Origin of the sequence: Lacimonas salitolerans (assembly GCF_042677865.1) — a bacterium.
In the GTDB taxonomy this organism is placed as follows: Bacteria; Pseudomonadota; Alphaproteobacteria; order Rhodobacterales; family Rhodobacteraceae; genus Lutimaribacter; species Lutimaribacter salitolerans.
The window spans coordinates 121058-136252 of record NZ_JBHUDD010000053.1; the positions used below are offsets into that span (position 1 = coordinate 121058).

Below are 15195 nucleotides of genomic sequence, written 5' to 3' on the forward strand. Positions count from 1 at the left end.
CACACTGGCCCTATCGCCCCCCGCCCCAGCCGCTACCCTGCAGCGTAACATCGGCCACAGGCCGAATCCCGATTGCCCCATCCAAGGACCGTGACAAATGAAGATGACCACCGAAGAAGCATTCGTCAAAACCCTGCAGATGCATGGCATCGAACATGCGTTCGGCATCATCGGCTCGGCCTTCATGCCGATTTCCGACCTGTTTCCGCAGGCAGGCATCCAGTTCTGGGACTGCGCGCATGAAGGCTCGGGCGGGATGATGGCCGATGGCTATACCCGCGCGACCGGCAAGATGAGCATGATGATCGCCCAGAACGGCCCCGGAATCACCAATTTCGTGACGGCGGTGAAAACCGCCTACTGGAACCACACGCCGCTGTTGCTGGTGACCCCTCAGGCCGCCAACAAGACCATCGGCATGGGCGGGTTTCAGGAGGTCGCGCAGATGGACCTGTTCAAGGACATGGTCGCCTATCAGGAAGAGGTGCGCGACCCCAGCCGCGTGGCCGAGGTGCTGAACCGCGTGATCCTTCAGGCACGGCGCCATTCGGCCCCGGCCCAGATCAACATGCCACGCGATTACTGGACGCAGGTGATCGATATCGACCTGCCCGCCGTGGTCGAATTCGAACGCCCCGGCGGCGGGGATACCGCGATTGCCGAGGCTGCCGCACTGCTGTCGAAGGCGAAGTTCCCCGTCATCCTGAACGGGGCGGGCGTGGTGCTGGGCGGGGCAATCCCTGACAGCATGGCGCTGGCCGAACGGCTGGATGCGCCGGTCTGCGTGGGCTATCAGCACAACGATGCCTTTCCGGGCAATCACCCGCTGTTTGCCGGGCCCTTGGGCTACAATGGCTCCAAGGCCGCGATGGAGCTGATTGCCAAGGCGGATGTGGTGCTGTGCCTTGGCACGCGGCTCAACCCGTTCTCAACCCTGCCGGGATACGGGATCGACTACTGGCCCAAGGATGCCGCCATCATCCAGGTCGATATCAACCCCGACCGGATCGGCCTGACCAAACCCGTCAGCGTGGGCATCGTGGGCGATGCGAAGAAGGTGGCGCAGGGCATTTTCGAACGGCTGTCGGACACCGCAGGCGATGGCGGGCGGATCGAGCGGAAATCGCTGATCGCGCAGACGAAATCGGCCTGGGCGCAGCAACTGGCCAGCATGGACCACGAAGAGGACGACCCCGGCACCAACTGGAACGCCCGCGCGCGCGCCGACAAGCCCGACTGGATGAGCCCGCGCATGGCCTGGCGCGCGATCCAGTCCGCCCTGCCGCGCGAGGCGATCATCAGCAGCGACATCGGCAACAACTGCGCCATCGGCAACGCCTATCCCAGCTTCGAGGAGGGGCGCAAATACCTGGCCCCGGGCCTGTTCGGCCCCTGCGGCTATGGCCTGCCCAGCATCGTCGGCGCCAAGATCGGCTGCCCCGACGTGCCGGTCGTGGGCTTTGCCGGGGACGGCGCGTTCGGCATCGCGGTGACCGAACTGACCGCGATCGGCCGCCCGGAATGGCCCGCGATCACCATGGTGGTGTTCCGCAACTACCAATGGGGCGCGGAAAAGCGCAATTCGACGCTGTGGTATGACGACAATTTCGTAGGCACCGAACTGGACGATCAGGTCTCTTACGCCGGAATCGCCACCGCCTGCGGCCTGCGGGGCGTGCAGGCCCGCACGATGGAAGAACTGACCGCCGCTCTGTCATTGGCGATCACCGACCAGATGGAGCACGGCAAGACCACCCTGATCGAGGCGCTGATCAATCAGGAACTCGGCGAGCCGTTCCGCCGCGACGCGATGATGAAACCCGTGGCCGTCGCGGGCATCAACCGGGGGGATATGCGCCCGCAGGCGGTGTGACGTGCCAAACTCCATCAGAATGGAGTTTGCACGCGTTTTCACAGGAAAACGCGTGATCGCGCCCTCGCAGGCCGACACGCCCGAATGATCCTCGCGCTGGACCTGTCGCCCGGCGCGCTGGCCTTTCTGGCGGCGGTGGTTTTCATCGCCGGTGTGGCGCGTGGTTTCACCGGATTTGGCGCGTCGGCCACAATCATGGCGCTGGCCACGTGGATGATTGCACCCATCGGCCTGATCCCGATCTGCCTGCTGCTGGAACTGACGGCGTCAACCCTGCTGCTGCGCGGCGGTTTTGGCCCCGCGGACAAGCCATTGGCGGTGACGCTGGTGGCAGCGGCATTTCTGGGCGTGCCGCTGGGGCTGCACCTGACCAAGACAATGGATACCGAGGTCTCAAGCATCATCGCCCTGACACTGGTCTGCGGGCTGGCCGCGATGCAACTGGCGCGGATTCCGCTGCCGGTGGGGCCGGGGCGCGCGGGGGCTGCGGTGGTGGGCTTTGCCGCCGGGATCGTGAACGGTCTGGCCTCGATCGGCGGGCTGGTCCATGCGCTCTATCTGATGGCGCGCAACCTGCCCGCCCGCAACATGCGTGGCACGATGATCGTGATCATCCTGCTCAGCGGCTCGGTCACGCTGCTGTGGCAGGGGCTGATGGGGGTGATGACCGCGCAGGCGGCCTTGCGCTTTGCTGTACTGTTGGTGCCCTTTGCGGCGGGCCTGTGGCTGGGCCGTCACCATTTCACCCCGGAGAACGAGCGGCATTACCGTCCGGTCAGCCTGGCTCTTTTGGTCGCTCTGGCCGGGATCGGGCTTGTTCGTCAGCTTTTGTAGCGCGATAGTCCCACGGAACCGGAGGAAGCATGACCCAGCCAAAGCTCGACACCTCGCCCAAGGTTTCCGACGAGGTGCGCAAGACGACCTGCTACATGTGCGCCTGCCGATGCGGCATCGACGTGCACATGAAGGGCGGCAAGGTCGCCTATATCGAAGGCAACCGCGATCATCCGGTGAACCGCGGCGTGCTCTGTGCCAAGGGCTCGGCGGGCATCATGCAGGTCAACGCGCCTGCCCGCCTGCGCGCGCCGCTGAAACGGGTCGGCCCGCGCGGATCCGGCGAGTTTGAGGAGATTTCGTGGGACGAGGCGCTGGAACTGGCCACAGGCTGGCTCGAACCCCTGCGCGACAAGAGCCCCGAAAAGCTGGCCTTCTTCACCGGACGCGACCAGAGCCAGAGTTTCACCGGCTGGTGGGCGCAGCAGTTCGGCACGCCCAATTTCGCGGCCCACGGCGGGTTTTGTTCGGTCAACATGGCGGCCGCCGGCATCTACACCATGGGCGGCGCGTTCTGGGAATTCGGCCAGCCGGATTGGGAGCATACCAAGCTGTTCATCCTGTTCGGCGTGGCCGAGGATCATGACAGCAATCCGATCAAGATGGGCATCGGACGGATCAAGGCCCGCGGCGCGCGGATCGTCGGCGTGAACCCCATCCGCACCGGATACAACGCCGTGGCCGATGACTGGCTGGGCATCACGCCGGGCACCGATGGCCTGCTGATCCTGTCGCTGGTGCATCTGCTGCTCAAGGCCGGCAAGATCGATCTGGACTATCTGGCGCGCTATACCAATGCGCCGGTGCTGGTGAACGGCGATCCCAAATCGCCCGATCACGGCCTGTTGTTGCGCGACGAACAGGGCCGCGAACTGGTGATCGACCGCGAAACCGGGCGGCTGACCCCGTTCGATCAACCCGGTGTGCGCCCCGACCTGTCCGCCACGCACAGGCACGCAGGGATAACCCACCGCCCGGTGTTTCACCTGCTGGCCGAGCGCTATCTTGACGAAAAATACGCCCCCGAAAACGTGGCGGGGGAAACCGGCATCGCGGCGCAGAAGATCCGCGCGCTGGCCAATGAAATTGCCCGCACAGCCTTTGACGACCCGGTGACCCTGCACCGCGAATGGACCGATTTTCGCGGCGAGACGCACCAGACCATGACCGGCCGTCCGGTCAGCTTTCACGCCATGCGCGGCATCAGCGCCCATTCCAACGGGTTCCAGACCGCGCGCGCGCTGCACATGCTGCAAATCCTGCTGGGCGCGGTGGAAACCCCCGGCGGGATGCGGTTCAAACCGCCCTACCCCAAACCCGCCACCGCCCATCCCAAGCCCCATTGCGGCGTCACCCCCGGCGCTCCGCTGGATGGTCCGCACCTGGGCTATGTGCAGGGGCCCGATGACCTGTGCCTGACGCCCGATGGTTCGCCTGCGCGCATCGACAAGGCCTATACCTGGGACAACCCGATGTCGGCCCACGGGCTGATGCATATGGTGATTTCCAACGCCCACGCGGGCGATCCCTACCGCATCGACACGCTGTTCATGTACATGGCCAACATGTCGTGGAATTCATCCATGAACACCGGCGGCGTGATGGAGATGCTGACCGACACGGACGAGAACGGCGATTACGTGATCCCGCGCATCATCTATTCGGATGCGTACAGTTCCGAGATGGTCGCCTATGCCGACCTGATCCTGCCCGACACGACCTATCTGGAACGCCACGACTGCATCAGCCTGCTGGACCGCCCGATATCCGAGGCGGATGCGGCGGCGGATGCCATCCGCTGGCCCGTGGTGCAGCCCGACCGCGACGTGCGCGGGTTTCAATCGGTACTGCTGGACCTCGGGCACCGGCTGGGCCTGCCGGGCATGACGCGCGAGGATGGCAGCCCGCGCTATGCCGATTACGCCGATTACATCACCAACCACGAACGCAAACCCGGCATCGGCCCGCTGGCGGGCTTTCGCACCGGGGGCGACGGGCGGGGCGCACCCAACCCCGATCAGCTTCAGCGATACATCGACAACGGCGGCTTCTGGGTCAGCCACATCCCCGAAAACGCCGCCTATTACAAACCCTGGAACCGCGCCTATCAGGATTGGGCGGTGAACCTTGGCCTCTATGACAGCCCGCAGCCCTACCTGTTCCAGCTTTACGTCGAACCGCTGCGCCGGTTCCAGCTGGCCGCCGAAGGGCACGGCGACCGCCAGCCGCCCGACCACCTGCGCGAGCAGATCAAGACCACGCTTGATCCGCTGCCGATCTGGTACGCGCCGTTTCAGGACGGCCATGCCGACCCTGTCGCCTACCCGGTCCACGCGCTGACCCAACGGCCCATGGCGATGTATCACAGCTGGGGCAGCCAGAACGCCTGGCTGCGCCAGATCCACGGCATCAACCCCTTGTATCTGCCGACAAAACTGTGGCAGTCGCACCGGTTTGCCGATGGCGACTGGGCGATGGTCACCTCGCCCCACGGCACCATCACCGTGCCGGTCGCGCATATGGCCGCGCTCAACGAAAACACCGTCTGGACATGGAATGCGATCGGCAAGCGCAAGGGCGCCTGGGCGCTGGACAAGGACGCGCCCGAGGCGACAAGGGGCTTCCTGCTCAACCACCTGATCCACGAACTGCTGCCCGCGCGCGGCGATGGTCTGCGATGGGCCAATTCCGACCCGGTGACAGGACAGGCCGCCTGGTTCGACCTGCGGGTGAAAATCGAAAAGGTGCCCGCCCCCAATCAGGCGCAACCGGCCCATCCGCCCCTCACCTCGCCCGTGGGCAAGGGCCCGGACACGCTGACATGGAAGGTGGGCCAATGACCCCGACCCAACGCACGCTGCTGGTGATCGCTATATTCGTCGCCCTCACCGTGGGATCGTTCATCTGGTTCATCGCCACATGGGATCCCGCCCGAGAACAGCCCGTCTCTTTCCTGCCTGCACAGATCGAGCGCACAGCATGACCCAATTGCCCGACACCCCACAGCGCAAGCTGGGCCTTGTGATCGACCTGGACACCTGCGTCGGCTGCCACGCCTGCGTGATCTCCTGCAAGGGCTGGAACACCGAGAACTATGGCGCGCCGCTGGCCGATACGGATGCGTATGGGGCCGATCCGTCCGGCACCTTTCTCAACCGCGTCCACAGCTACGAGGTGACACCGCCCGAAGGCCCGGCCCAACTGGTGCATTTCCCGAAATCCTGCCTGCATTGCGACAATGCCCCCTGCGTCACCGTCTGCCCGACCGGCGCCAGCTACAAGCGGGCCGAGGATGGCATCGTGCTGGTCAACGAATCCGACTGCATCGGCTGCGGCCTGTGTGCCTGGGCCTGCCCCTATGGGGCACGCGAAATGGACGCGGTGGAAAAGGTGATGAAGAAATGCACCCTCTGCGTCGATCGCATCTACAACGACAACCTCGCCCCCGAGGACCGCACGCCCGCCTGCGTGCGCACCTGCCCGGCGGGCGCGCGGCATTTCGGCGATCTGGCCGATCCCGACAGCGAGGTGTCGAAACTGGTGGCCGCTCGCGGCGGCATGGACCTGATGCCGGAACAAGGCACGCAGCCTGTCAACAAGTACCTGCCGCCGCGCCCGCGTGACCGGCTGGAGCAGACCGATGTGCTGGCCCCCTACCTCGACCCGGTGGCCGACACCCCGCATGGGTTTCTGGGCTGGCTCGACCGCGCGCTCGATGCCCTGCCCGGCGCAAAGGGCTGACGCGATGCATCCTGCCCCCTCGCTCATCGCCTTCACCACCCTTTCGGGCCTCGGATTCGGCCTGCTGGTGTTTCTGGGCCTCGGCATGCCCGGTTCGACCGGCTGGGTGGCTTTCGCCTTCTTCGCCATCTCCTTTGCGCTGGCAGGCGGCGGCCTGCTCTCCTCGGCCTTTCACCTCGGCCATCCCGAACGCGCGCTCAAGGCGTTCACGCAATGGCGCACAAGCTGGCTCTCGCGCGAGGCATGGACCAGCACCGCCACCCTGACCGTGATGGGGCTTTACGCCATCGGCCGGATATTCTTCGCCGCCGACTGGCAACCGCTGGGCTGGCTGGGGGCCGCGCTGGCGGGGATCACCGTCTATTGCACCGCAATGATCTACGCCAGCCTGCGCGCCGTGCCACGCTGGCACGCGTCGCTGACACCAGTTCATTTCCTCACGCTGTCGGCGGCGGGCGGTGCGCTGCTGGCAGGCCAGACCCGCCTTGCCATCCCGCTGCTGGCCCTCGCAGGTGCGGTGCAACTGGCGCTCTGGCTGCGCGGTGACACGGCGCTGGCGCGCTCGGGCACCACCCTAAGCACCGCCACGGGCCTGACCACCGGCAGCCCGCGTTCGTTCGAATCGCCGCACACCGGCCCCAACTACCTGCTGCGCGAGATGGTGCATGTGGTGGGCCGCAAACATGCGATGCGCCTGCGCGCCATCGCGCTGATCCTTGGCTATGCCCTGCCGGTCATGCTGCTGCTGATGCCCTTCACCCACTGGCTGGGCCTGCTGGCGGTGCTGTGCCACGTCACCGGCATCCTCGCGGGGCGCTGGCTGTTCTACGCCGAGGCCGAGCATGTAGTCGGGCTTTACTACGGGCAAAGATAACCAATTCCTCTCTCCGGAAATATCCCGGGGAGTGAATTGGCCCATCGGGCCAAGAGGGGGGCAGCGCCCCCCAAAACCCCGAGCCGGAGCCCGAAGGGCGCAGGCGAGACATCCTGTGCGCGGCACCGCCGCGCACCGCTCAGCGCTTCGATTTCCAGCTGTCCAGCCAGCGGCGGATGCGTCCGCGTGTGTCGGCAAAGCTGTCGCCCGCCGCATCGAACCCGTCTCCGATATCCTCGAACACCGGATCGATCCGCGCCCGGCGAAACCGCCGCCAGCGCACCCAGACCGCCCAGACCACGGCAAAGAACACGATCAGGATCACGATGTTCAGCCAGGGGATGATCGTCACATCCGGACCATCCACCGCCCGCACGCTGATCGCGTTGGGATAGATCGACAGGAATTCGTTGCGCCAGCCATAATGGCGCAGCACCACCCATTGCGGATCATTCTGGGTCGAACGCAGGTTGTTCGCCTCGGCCTGCAAATTCGCTGTGTCGAACTTGAAATAGGGCGGCCAGCCCCATCCGGTATCCTCGTTGCGATAGATCGACGGACGGTTGCTGGGGCGGAACGCCTGGATGAAGAACACGTCGCGATTGGCCATGCCTTCGGCATTGCCGGTGCCCTGGTTGGCCCAGAAGATCGAGTTCTCGCCGAAATCGATGCGCTGCTCGTAGGTATCGGCGATGCGCACCACGTCCTGATGCGGCAGCGTATAGTGCAGGAACGCCGCGATCAGCCCCCAGACGGTGATCCAGAACGCCCATTTGAGATAATACATGTCTGCGGCCTTTTCAGTGGAAATTGGTCAGGTAGATGATCAGCATCATCAGCGACAGCGGCACGATATAGACCCCCAGGATCAGCTTGCGGCGCAGCGATCCGTCATACTGCTTCAGCCCCGCACGCACGAATGCCTCGCGGTCGCCGGCGCCGATCTCTTCGTCCCATTCCCGCTCCAGCTTGTCACGACGCACCCGGCGCGAATACAGCGACAACGAGAAATAGATTACCGTCAGAACGACAAGCCCGATCCCCAACAGCCGTGCCAGTGCCAGCATCTCAGCGTCCCCTTACCGCACCCCACGGGCCCACCCGTGCGATCACATCCTCTCGCGGGGCCGAGGCCCGGTCCATCGGCGCCTCATGCCCGAACAGCGCCGCGCGCGCCCCCGCCTTGTCTACCTTATACTCCCGGGCAAGAAAATCAGCCACATAGGCTTTCTTGGTCTCGGTCCAGGTCGCATACATCTGGTAAAACAGCGTCTTGTGACAGATGAACAGCTGTCGCACGTCCTTGGGCGACAGTTCCGCCAGCAACTGGTTGATCAGGTCGCGATCCGGGTGATCCCGCGCGCGAAGGGTGTAAAAATAGGCCGGATCATCGCTGTCGATCTCGGGCCAGTCGCCATTCTCCTCGGCCCAGATCACCAGCCGGTTCAGCGTGTGATACTCGGGCGGCATCTGGCTGTGGATCTGCTGGCGCGCCATCTTGCGCAGATCCCCGCGCGAGGCGCCGCTCACGTCCAGCCCCATATCCTGCGCCGCATCCACGATGATGAAATCCATCTTCTGCCGCAGGATCGCCCCCGCATCGATCCCGCGCGCCCGCACGATCGGCTCGACCAGCTGATTGCGTTGCAAGAACAGCGCGATGAAACTGCGATCGGTGATCCGGTACGACGATTTCACCGGCAGCTCTGCCGGATCGATCCAGTCGCCTGCCGTGATGATCGCCGGATGCTCCAGCCCGCGAAACAGGTAGGTGCCACCGAAATGGCTGGTCCAGAAATTGCGCTGCTCGAATTCCATCTGTTTCAGCCGCACGGGGTTGCGCGTGACATCCCCGGTGCGCTGCGCGACACCGATCATGTCGGCGATCAGCACATCGTCGAACCAGGCATCCTCTTCGTTCAGAAAGCGGTCGACCATCTGGCCCAGCTTCTCGGCATCGCGCACGGTACCGCTGGTGGTGTCGGCCTCGATACGGATGCGGCGGATGTCGAACAGGTCCGCCGGGCTGCGCAGCACGAAGACCGAGTTCAGCAACTCGCCCGCCACCGCATCCTTGGCCGTCAGCGCAAAAAGCTGCGCCTCGTTGGCCTCGATGAACTGCCGCAGGATGCCCCGGCTGGTCGAGAAGGTGGCATCCAGCAGCGGCGCAGTCTTCTGCCGGGTGCTCAGCAAAATGAACTGCCGGTTCACGCCCGAATGGTTGAGGTAAAGCGGATCGCCCAGCTCTTCGCCGATTTCCGGACTGAACCCGCTGATATCAATGTGAAAATCGTCCAACCGAGTCTGTTTGCTTGTCAGATGCTCCAGCGCGCGGTTGTACCGCTCCACCAGCGCGGGGCTGTCCACATGGATCAGGTTGCCGAACATCAATCCGCGTTCGATCAGGCGTTTCATGCGCGCATCTCCTCGCCTCGAGCCAAGACCCGCCCTACACTGTCAGGCATAGAGCTTGCGCCCCGGACCCGTGCCACAGGTGCCTCCACTCCTCCTCGTGGGGAGGGGCCGGAGGTGGGGGACGCTGCGCAATGTCTGCTCACCCCTTTCCCTCCAGATACCGCCGCTTGGCCTCTTCCTGTCGGCCGAAATCCCGCACCATGCCTTCAATCGCGATCTCGTCGGACTTGTCGGCATAGCGGAATTCGGAATCCGCATAGCGGTTGATCTCCTGCACCACCATGTCCACCGTGATCGGTCGGCGCAGGTCCGAAATCATCGCCGCCTTTTCGTCATAGCTTTTGAACAGGAACAGATCGGGGTTTTCCATCCATTCGTCGGGAAGCTCAAAGTCCATCGCCCGCACCTTGACCGCGTCGGTGATGTTCTTGATCGCCCGGCCGGTGAAACGCTGGTCCGCTTCCTGTATCGCCTTGAGGTATGTGCCCAGCCTGGCGATCGTGTCCAGCGGCCCGATCTGTTCGGCCACGCGGTCCCAGACCTCCTGCAAGCCCGGCTCGTGCGGGCGGTTGTGCGACTCGAAGCTGGCGGCGACCGCGCGGGTAATTTCCTGCGCGGCGAACAGCTCGTGATCGCCCAGCGGGATGTCGTGCCGCTTGCCCATCAGCAGCGCCAGGATGTCGATGTAATCCGCACGCGTCTGCGGCCCGTCCACCAGGAACCGCGCGCCCGCCCGCTGGCGCAGGGCGTCATCCACGTTCTCGGGAAAATTGCTGAACATGCCGAACGTGCAGTTACCGCGCACCACCGTGTTGGCCCCGGCAAAGGCCTCCATGAACACCGCCGTCACCTCCTGCTGGCCGGCACTGGATTGCCGGTCGCCGCGCTTGCCCGCGATCTGGTCGATGTCGTCGATGGTGCCGAACCCGATCACAGCCGGGTCCAGCACCCCGGTGACAAAGGCCTTGGCGTTCTGCCCCGACTTGCCCTGATAGCTGTCGATATTGTCGATGCCGAAATTCTGATAGCGAAAGGGATAGCCCGCGTTCTGGCAATAGTCATGCAGCAGGCCCGCCATCATCTGGATCAGCGTGGTTTTCCCGGTGCCCGGCGCGCCATCCCCCATGAAGGTGAAGATGAACCCGCCCAGCTCGGCAAAGGGGTTCAGGCGGCGCTCGAAATCATAGGCCATCAGCATCTTGGCCAGCCGCAGCGCCTGATACTTGGCGATATGGTTGCCCACCACCTCATGCGGTTTCTTGAACTGCATGGTCAGCGTGGTGCCGCGTGCCTTGCGGGCGGGGGTAAAGCCCTGGATGGCGAAATCATCCGCCTCGACCCGCCAGCTTGCCGCCGAAAACGGCCCGGTGCGGGCCGCCGTCTGCGCGCGCAAGGCCACCTTGGCCATCAACTGCTCGGCATAGCCCGCCACCACGGCCACCATCCGCGCCTCGTCCGTGCCAAGTGCTGCAATATCCTGATCCAGCTCCCACAGCGCGCCATGCAGGGCCAGTTGCGCGTTGTCGGTCAGCACCTCCTCGGGCGCGCCCACCTCGACCGTCACCTCGGACAGATGCGGCGCGATCAGAAACGCGGTGGCATTGGAAAAGACATGCAGCACCACCAGCGCCTCGGCCTCCAGCAGCTCGCCGAACTCGGCCCGCCGGTCCGCGCCCAGCGACCCTTCCAGATTGGCGCGTTTCAGCGCCGCCAGCCCGGTCATGCCGGAAAACGCCTCGCCCAGCGCCAGCGCGATGGCCAGTGCCCGGCGCAACCCGTGGATCACGCTGGCCTGCAAGGGCGAGATCAGCGGATCGTCGCCATCAGACCCTTCGATCCGCGCGATCACCTGCACGCCCTCGGGCCGCGCGGTGGATCGCGTGACCAACCCGGGCGTGGTCGACCGGAACCGCCGCGCGCCGGTGACAACGCCCGCCGACCGCTCGACCGGCGCGGCCTTTGGCTTGCCGATCCGCGGCGTGTGATCCACCCCCTCCAGCATCGCGGCGGCGGCGGCGTAATGCGCGCGGATCTCGTCCTCGCGCAGCTCCATCTGGTCCCATGTCAGGCTCATGCTGTCCTCGTTCGCTGTGCGCTGCCACGCTTCATCTTGCCAAGTTAACTCTCGCCGGAGGCACGGCCCGGCACGGGCCAGTCAATAGCTCAGCACCCGCCCCCCCGCGCCGACCACGAACTTGCGCACCTGCGCAAATCCCGCAGGCGCGCGTTCGGCCAGCACCTGGAACGGCCGCTCGGGCAGGATGATTGCCCGTTCGGTCCGCGTGGCCCCGGTGTCCACCCCGCGCCCCGAAAACGGGTCGAGCGCAAAGATCTCGCGCTCGGCGGTGGTGAACCAGCCGACCTTTTCCGCCTCGACCCGCTCGCTTTCCAACTCTTCGGTGGTCCAGGCCAGCGCCCAATCCTGCCCCTCGGGGCTGCCCGCCTCGGCCAGCACCTCGCGCAGCGGGCCCGACTGGCTGGTATAGCTGTTCGAATACATCGGCCCAACGTGGAACCGACGCAGCCGCTTTGGGTGCAGGTTGTTGAAATACCGGTCGAACCCGGTGGCGATCGTCACCAGCTTCAGCGCGCCCATGCTCTGCCCCATCAGATGGGCCTGCACCTCGGGCCAGCGGCGTTCGTCCTTGGGCAGGGCCACGCGGCCCGAATCCTCGACCTCCATCAGGTAGATCGTGGGCAGGTTGATCTGGCTGTCATAGACCGCCCAGTGCAGCAGATAGCGCCGCCGCTCCTCGCCCGCCAGCCAGACCGCCTGCGGATCGTTGCGCGCCCAGAACAGATCGCCGCGCGCCAGCTCCTCGTAATACAGCCGCTGCGACAGCGCGAATTGCAGCCGCGTGGGCAGTTCGCGGTCGCCCACGATCTTGCGCAGCATCTGGTCCTTCAGGGTCGGAACATCCGCCATCCCCGCCAGATGCTTGGGCGCCTGCACCGCGTCATTCGCCATCACCAGCAATTCGTTGAACACCGGAAAGCCCGATTCAACCGTGTCGATCTGGAGCGAGCCGAAAAACTGCCCGGTATCACGCCCCGCCAGCAGGTATTTCATGCTCAGCGCGCGAAAGGTGAAACTGATCGCCGTCACATAGCGGGTCAGGATCTTGACCTCGCGCGCACTCAGCCGCCCCTCGGCTTCCATCACCCCGGCCACGCGGGCCATGTGCCGGGTGATCGCGCCGAACTTGCGAAAATACCGCCGGCTGGCAAAGGTATCGGTCAGCGCCGCGTATTCGCGCGACAGATCAGCGCCCGTGGTCCCGGTCATCTGGTACCCCATCCGCGCGCATCACGCGCCATAGATATTCTTGTCGTGCTTCTCGACGATAGTGGCGAACCGCCGGGCAAAGCGTTCATCGGCCTTGGCCTTGGCCTCCAGCACCTCGCGGGCAAAGACCATGTGACCCTCGTGCGCCTCCAGCATGTCGGCCATACGCTGGTTGGTGGCGGTGCCGATCGCGGCCATGGCGCTTTGCGCCTCCTTGTCGGTTTCGACCCCGATCTCGTTGATCCGGTGCGCCACATCCTGCTGCTGCGCGGTCTTCAGCGACTTGGTCAGCGCGTCATACAGCACCACGCGCTGTTTCGTATCCGTCTGCAGCTTGTTGATCAGCACCATCTGCGTCGCCGCCTGATTCTGCAGGCTGTCGACCCAGGACTTGCCCTTTTCGATATAGCGTTCCAGCGTCTGGCTCTTGGCCAGCTTGACCTGCTCCTGCTGGACCATATCGTTATAAGCCTTGTTCAGATCGGCCAGCTCGGTTTCCAGCCGGGTGCGCGCGGCGGCGTCCTGTTCGACGCTGATGCGATTTTCCAACTCGATGATCCGGGGGTCCATCGCCAGTATCTCGGCCCGCACCGCCTCAAGCTCGCCCACGGTGAACTCGCGCTCGTCCAGCGTTTCGGTCAGGTTGGTCTCGACCTTCTCTTTCTGCTCGTTCAGGACCGCCAACTGCCCTTGCAGCAGTTGCGTGATCACGTCCGACTTGGCGATCAGATCCTGCAACTTGTCATCGATGCTGGCGGTGCGCATCCGGTCCTGCCGCATCGACTGGGATTTCCCGCGCGAGAAGATACCGACAAAGCTCTCCCACCCGGTTTTCGACCGCATCTCGTCGAAATCCTTCGAGAATGCAGCGGTCACATCGTCCAGCCCCATGATCAGCTCGGCGATATTGGCGTTCATCACCTCGGTATGGGCATGCACGTCGTCCAGAGTGGCGTTTTCGATATCAATCGCCACATCGTCCCCGGTTTTCAGCTTCGAGCGCGCCGTCTCGATCCGGCCTGTCAGCTCCGAGATCTTGGCCTGCGCCTCGGCCACCTGTTTTTGCGATTGCTGCACCTGTGCGTCGAAATTCGCCATCGAAATCTCCTTGTCCTCGTCACCGCATCCCTCGGGATGTATATGGGTAATGTAACGCCCGTTTACATCGGGCAGGCAATGCAATTCTGCGCAAGTCTGGCAAAATGCCGGGACAAAGGAAAGTGGCTTCGCAACTGCTGCGACCATGTCAGCCGCCTGGCGTCCAGCCGACCTGCCTCGCAAGCCTCAACGGCACGCGAGTATCGACATCTGCAACGTCATGTATCCGACGCAGGCCATGCCCCGGGACATATCCGGTGATGCCTCTACTCCAGCGCAGAGCGCGTGCGCCGGACCAGCCGCTCGCCGGGCAAGTCGCGGCCAAGGATCGTGCTGCGCGTGTCGCGCGCGAAAGTGCCCAGAAGCTGGCGATAGAATTGCGACCGGCTGCCGGTGATGGCCGAGGCCGCGCCGCCAAGAACGCTTTCGGCGGCGTCTCCCGCGCTGACCGCAATCGGCACGGACGCGCGCAGGGTGCCCGAAGGGTCGATCAGCCGGACCGAGCCTGCCAGTTCCGACCGGTCGCTGCCCAGCGCGGTGCGGGTCGCGCTTGCGACGGCAAGCCGCCCGACCTCGACCTGCATGGTCCAGCCGCCGGCCTGCGCAACGCGGTCCGAGAACTCACGCCGCAAGACCCCCTGAAGGTCCGGGGCAAGCAGGTTGCGCACATCCTGCGCGCCGGCATTCAGAAAGGCGGCAGCAGAGGTGACGACCTCGAAGGTCGAGATGCGCAGCGCGCTGCGCTCTGCCGGGCTCAGCGCGGTGTCGGACGGGATGGGGGCGCAGGCAGTCGCCACCGCGACGGCGGACAGCGAGGCCAGAACCTGACGGCGTTGCATGGGACCTCCCGGTCGTTAAGGTTTCAGACGGCATGCCAAAACGGTATGCTTATGTGTGCAAACCTGTCCCGATCGACGCCGATTTCAAGGATGCCCCATACCTCAAGGTCTCGGCACGGCTTTGCCCGGGCCGCCGGGTCGCGCCCGACCCCCCCCCAGGGGAATCGCTTTTGGGCCGATCGGTGTGTTTGAGCGCGCTTGCGTCTGAGCCTGAGTTGGATTCTGTAATGTTGGG

13 protein-coding genes are annotated in these 15195 nt (G+C 64.8%); 6 read left to right on the forward strand and 7 right to left on the reverse strand.

Features of this window, described 5'->3' with window-relative positions; genetic code table 11:
- Window positions 1–97: 97 nt before the first annotated feature.
- The 6 genes from xsc (at window position 98) to ACFTOW_RS09940 (ending at window position 7322) form a co-directional block, all read left to right on the forward strand.
- A complete protein-coding gene (gene xsc / locus ACFTOW_RS09915) occupies window positions 98–1873 on the forward strand; it encodes a sulfoacetaldehyde acetyltransferase (RefSeq protein ID WP_379915157.1) in 1776 nt (591 codons plus the stop codon).
- An 84-nt stretch (window positions 1874–1957) separates the two neighbouring features.
- Window positions 1958–2707: a TSUP family transporter gene (locus ACFTOW_RS09920; RefSeq protein WP_379915159.1), complete on the forward strand. Its 750-nt coding sequence runs from the start codon at window positions 1958–1960 to the stop codon at window positions 2705–2707.
- A gap of 29 nt (window positions 2708–2736) precedes the next feature.
- Complete coding sequence (locus ACFTOW_RS09925; protein WP_379915161.1) at window positions 2737–5547, forward strand: molybdopterin oxidoreductase family protein; 2811 nt, start codon at window positions 2737–2739, stop codon at window positions 5545–5547.
- Window positions 5544–5690 (forward strand): hypothetical protein, encoded by a 147-nt coding sequence (locus tag ACFTOW_RS09930; RefSeq protein WP_379915163.1) that lies wholly within the window; start codon window positions 5544–5546, stop codon window positions 5688–5690. The genes ACFTOW_RS09925 and ACFTOW_RS09930 overlap by 4 nt, the downstream gene beginning before the upstream one ends.
- Window positions 5687–6448, forward strand: a complete 762-nt coding sequence (locus ACFTOW_RS09935; protein ID WP_379915165.1) for a 4Fe-4S dicluster domain-containing protein — start codon at window positions 5687–5689, stop codon at window positions 6446–6448. Before ACFTOW_RS09930 ends, ACFTOW_RS09935 begins: the two co-directional genes overlap by 4 nt.
- 4 nt (window positions 6449–6452) lie before the next feature.
- Entirely contained in the window at window positions 6453–7322 is an 870-nt protein-coding gene (locus ACFTOW_RS09940) for a dimethyl sulfoxide reductase anchor subunit family protein (RefSeq protein WP_379915191.1), read from the forward strand.
- 139 nt (window positions 7323–7461) lie between these two features.
- On the opposite strand, the gene ACFTOW_RS09945 is transcribed toward ACFTOW_RS09940, so the two are convergent.
- The 7 genes from ACFTOW_RS09945 to ACFTOW_RS09975 form a co-directional block, all read right to left on the reverse strand.
- Window positions 7462–8109 carry a DUF1523 family protein gene (locus ACFTOW_RS09945; RefSeq protein ID WP_379915167.1) on the reverse strand — a complete coding sequence of 216 codons (648 nt, stop codon included), beginning with the start codon at window positions 8107–8109 and terminating at the stop codon, window positions 7462–7464.
- Between the two features lie 13 nt (window positions 8110–8122).
- Complete coding sequence (locus ACFTOW_RS09950) at window positions 8123–8389, reverse strand: hypothetical protein (protein ID WP_379915169.1); 267 nt, start codon at window positions 8387–8389, stop codon at window positions 8123–8125.
- A gap of 1 nt (window position 8390) precedes the next feature.
- Window positions 8391–9737 (reverse strand): DUF6638 family protein, encoded by a 1347-nt coding sequence (locus tag ACFTOW_RS09955; protein ID WP_379915171.1) that lies wholly within the window; start codon window positions 9735–9737, stop codon window positions 8391–8393.
- A 139-nt stretch (window positions 9738–9876) separates the two neighbouring features.
- Window positions 9877–11811: an AAA family ATPase gene (locus ACFTOW_RS09960; RefSeq protein ID WP_379915173.1), complete on the reverse strand. Its 1935-nt coding sequence runs from the start codon at window positions 11809–11811 to the stop codon at window positions 9877–9879.
- Between the two features lie 81 nt (window positions 11812–11892).
- Window positions 11893–13023: a hypothetical protein gene (locus ACFTOW_RS09965; RefSeq protein WP_379915175.1), complete on the reverse strand. Its 1131-nt coding sequence runs from the start codon at window positions 13021–13023 to the stop codon at window positions 11893–11895.
- Window positions 13024–13044: 21 nt separating this feature from the next.
- Window positions 13045–14121, reverse strand: a complete 1077-nt coding sequence (locus ACFTOW_RS09970; protein WP_379915177.1) for a hypothetical protein — start codon at window positions 14119–14121, stop codon at window positions 13045–13047.
- 266 nt (window positions 14122–14387) lie between these two features.
- On the reverse strand, window positions 14388–14960 hold the full coding sequence (locus ACFTOW_RS09975) for a hypothetical protein (protein ID WP_379915179.1): 573 nt from the start codon (window positions 14958–14960) through the stop codon (window positions 14388–14390).
- Window positions 14961–15195 lie beyond the last annotated feature (235 nt).

Coding starts and splice junctions, on each gene's coding strand:
- ACFTOW_RS09965 (WP_379915175.1), bottom strand. CDS start 13,023: ATGACCGGGACCACGGGCGCTGATCTGTCGCGCGAATACGCGGCGCTG.
- ACFTOW_RS09920 (WP_379915159.1), top strand. CDS start 1,958: ATGATCCTCGCGCTGGACCTGTCGCCCGGCGCGCTGGCCTTTCTGGCG.
- ACFTOW_RS09970 (WP_379915177.1), bottom strand. CDS start 14,121: ATGGCGAATTTCGACGCACAGGTGCAGCAATCGCAAAAACAGGTGGCC.
- xsc (WP_379915157.1), top strand. CDS start 98: ATGAAGATGACCACCGAAGAAGCATTCGTCAAAACCCTGCAGATGCAT.
- ACFTOW_RS09925 (WP_379915161.1), top strand. CDS start 2,737: ATGACCCAGCCAAAGCTCGACACCTCGCCCAAGGTTTCCGACGAGGTG.
- ACFTOW_RS09930 (WP_379915163.1), top strand. CDS start 5,544: ATGACCCCGACCCAACGCACGCTGCTGGTGATCGCTATATTCGTCGCC.
- ACFTOW_RS09935 (WP_379915165.1), top strand. CDS start 5,687: ATGACCCAATTGCCCGACACCCCACAGCGCAAGCTGGGCCTTGTGATC.
- ACFTOW_RS09975 (WP_379915179.1), bottom strand. CDS start 14,960: ATGCAACGCCGTCAGGTTCTGGCCTCGCTGTCCGCCGTCGCGGTGGCG.
- ACFTOW_RS09940 (WP_379915191.1), top strand. CDS start 6,453: ATGCATCCTGCCCCCTCGCTCATCGCCTTCACCACCCTTTCGGGCCTC.
- ACFTOW_RS09945 (WP_379915167.1), bottom strand. CDS start 8,109: ATGTATTATCTCAAATGGGCGTTCTGGATCACCGTCTGGGGGCTGATC.
- ACFTOW_RS09960 (WP_379915173.1), bottom strand. CDS start 11,811: ATGAGCCTGACATGGGACCAGATGGAGCTGCGCGAGGACGAGATCCGC.
- ACFTOW_RS09950 (WP_379915169.1), bottom strand. CDS start 8,389: ATGCTGGCACTGGCACGGCTGTTGGGGATCGGGCTTGTCGTTCTGACG.
- ACFTOW_RS09955 (WP_379915171.1), bottom strand. CDS start 9,737: ATGAAACGCCTGATCGAACGCGGATTGATGTTCGGCAACCTGATCCAT.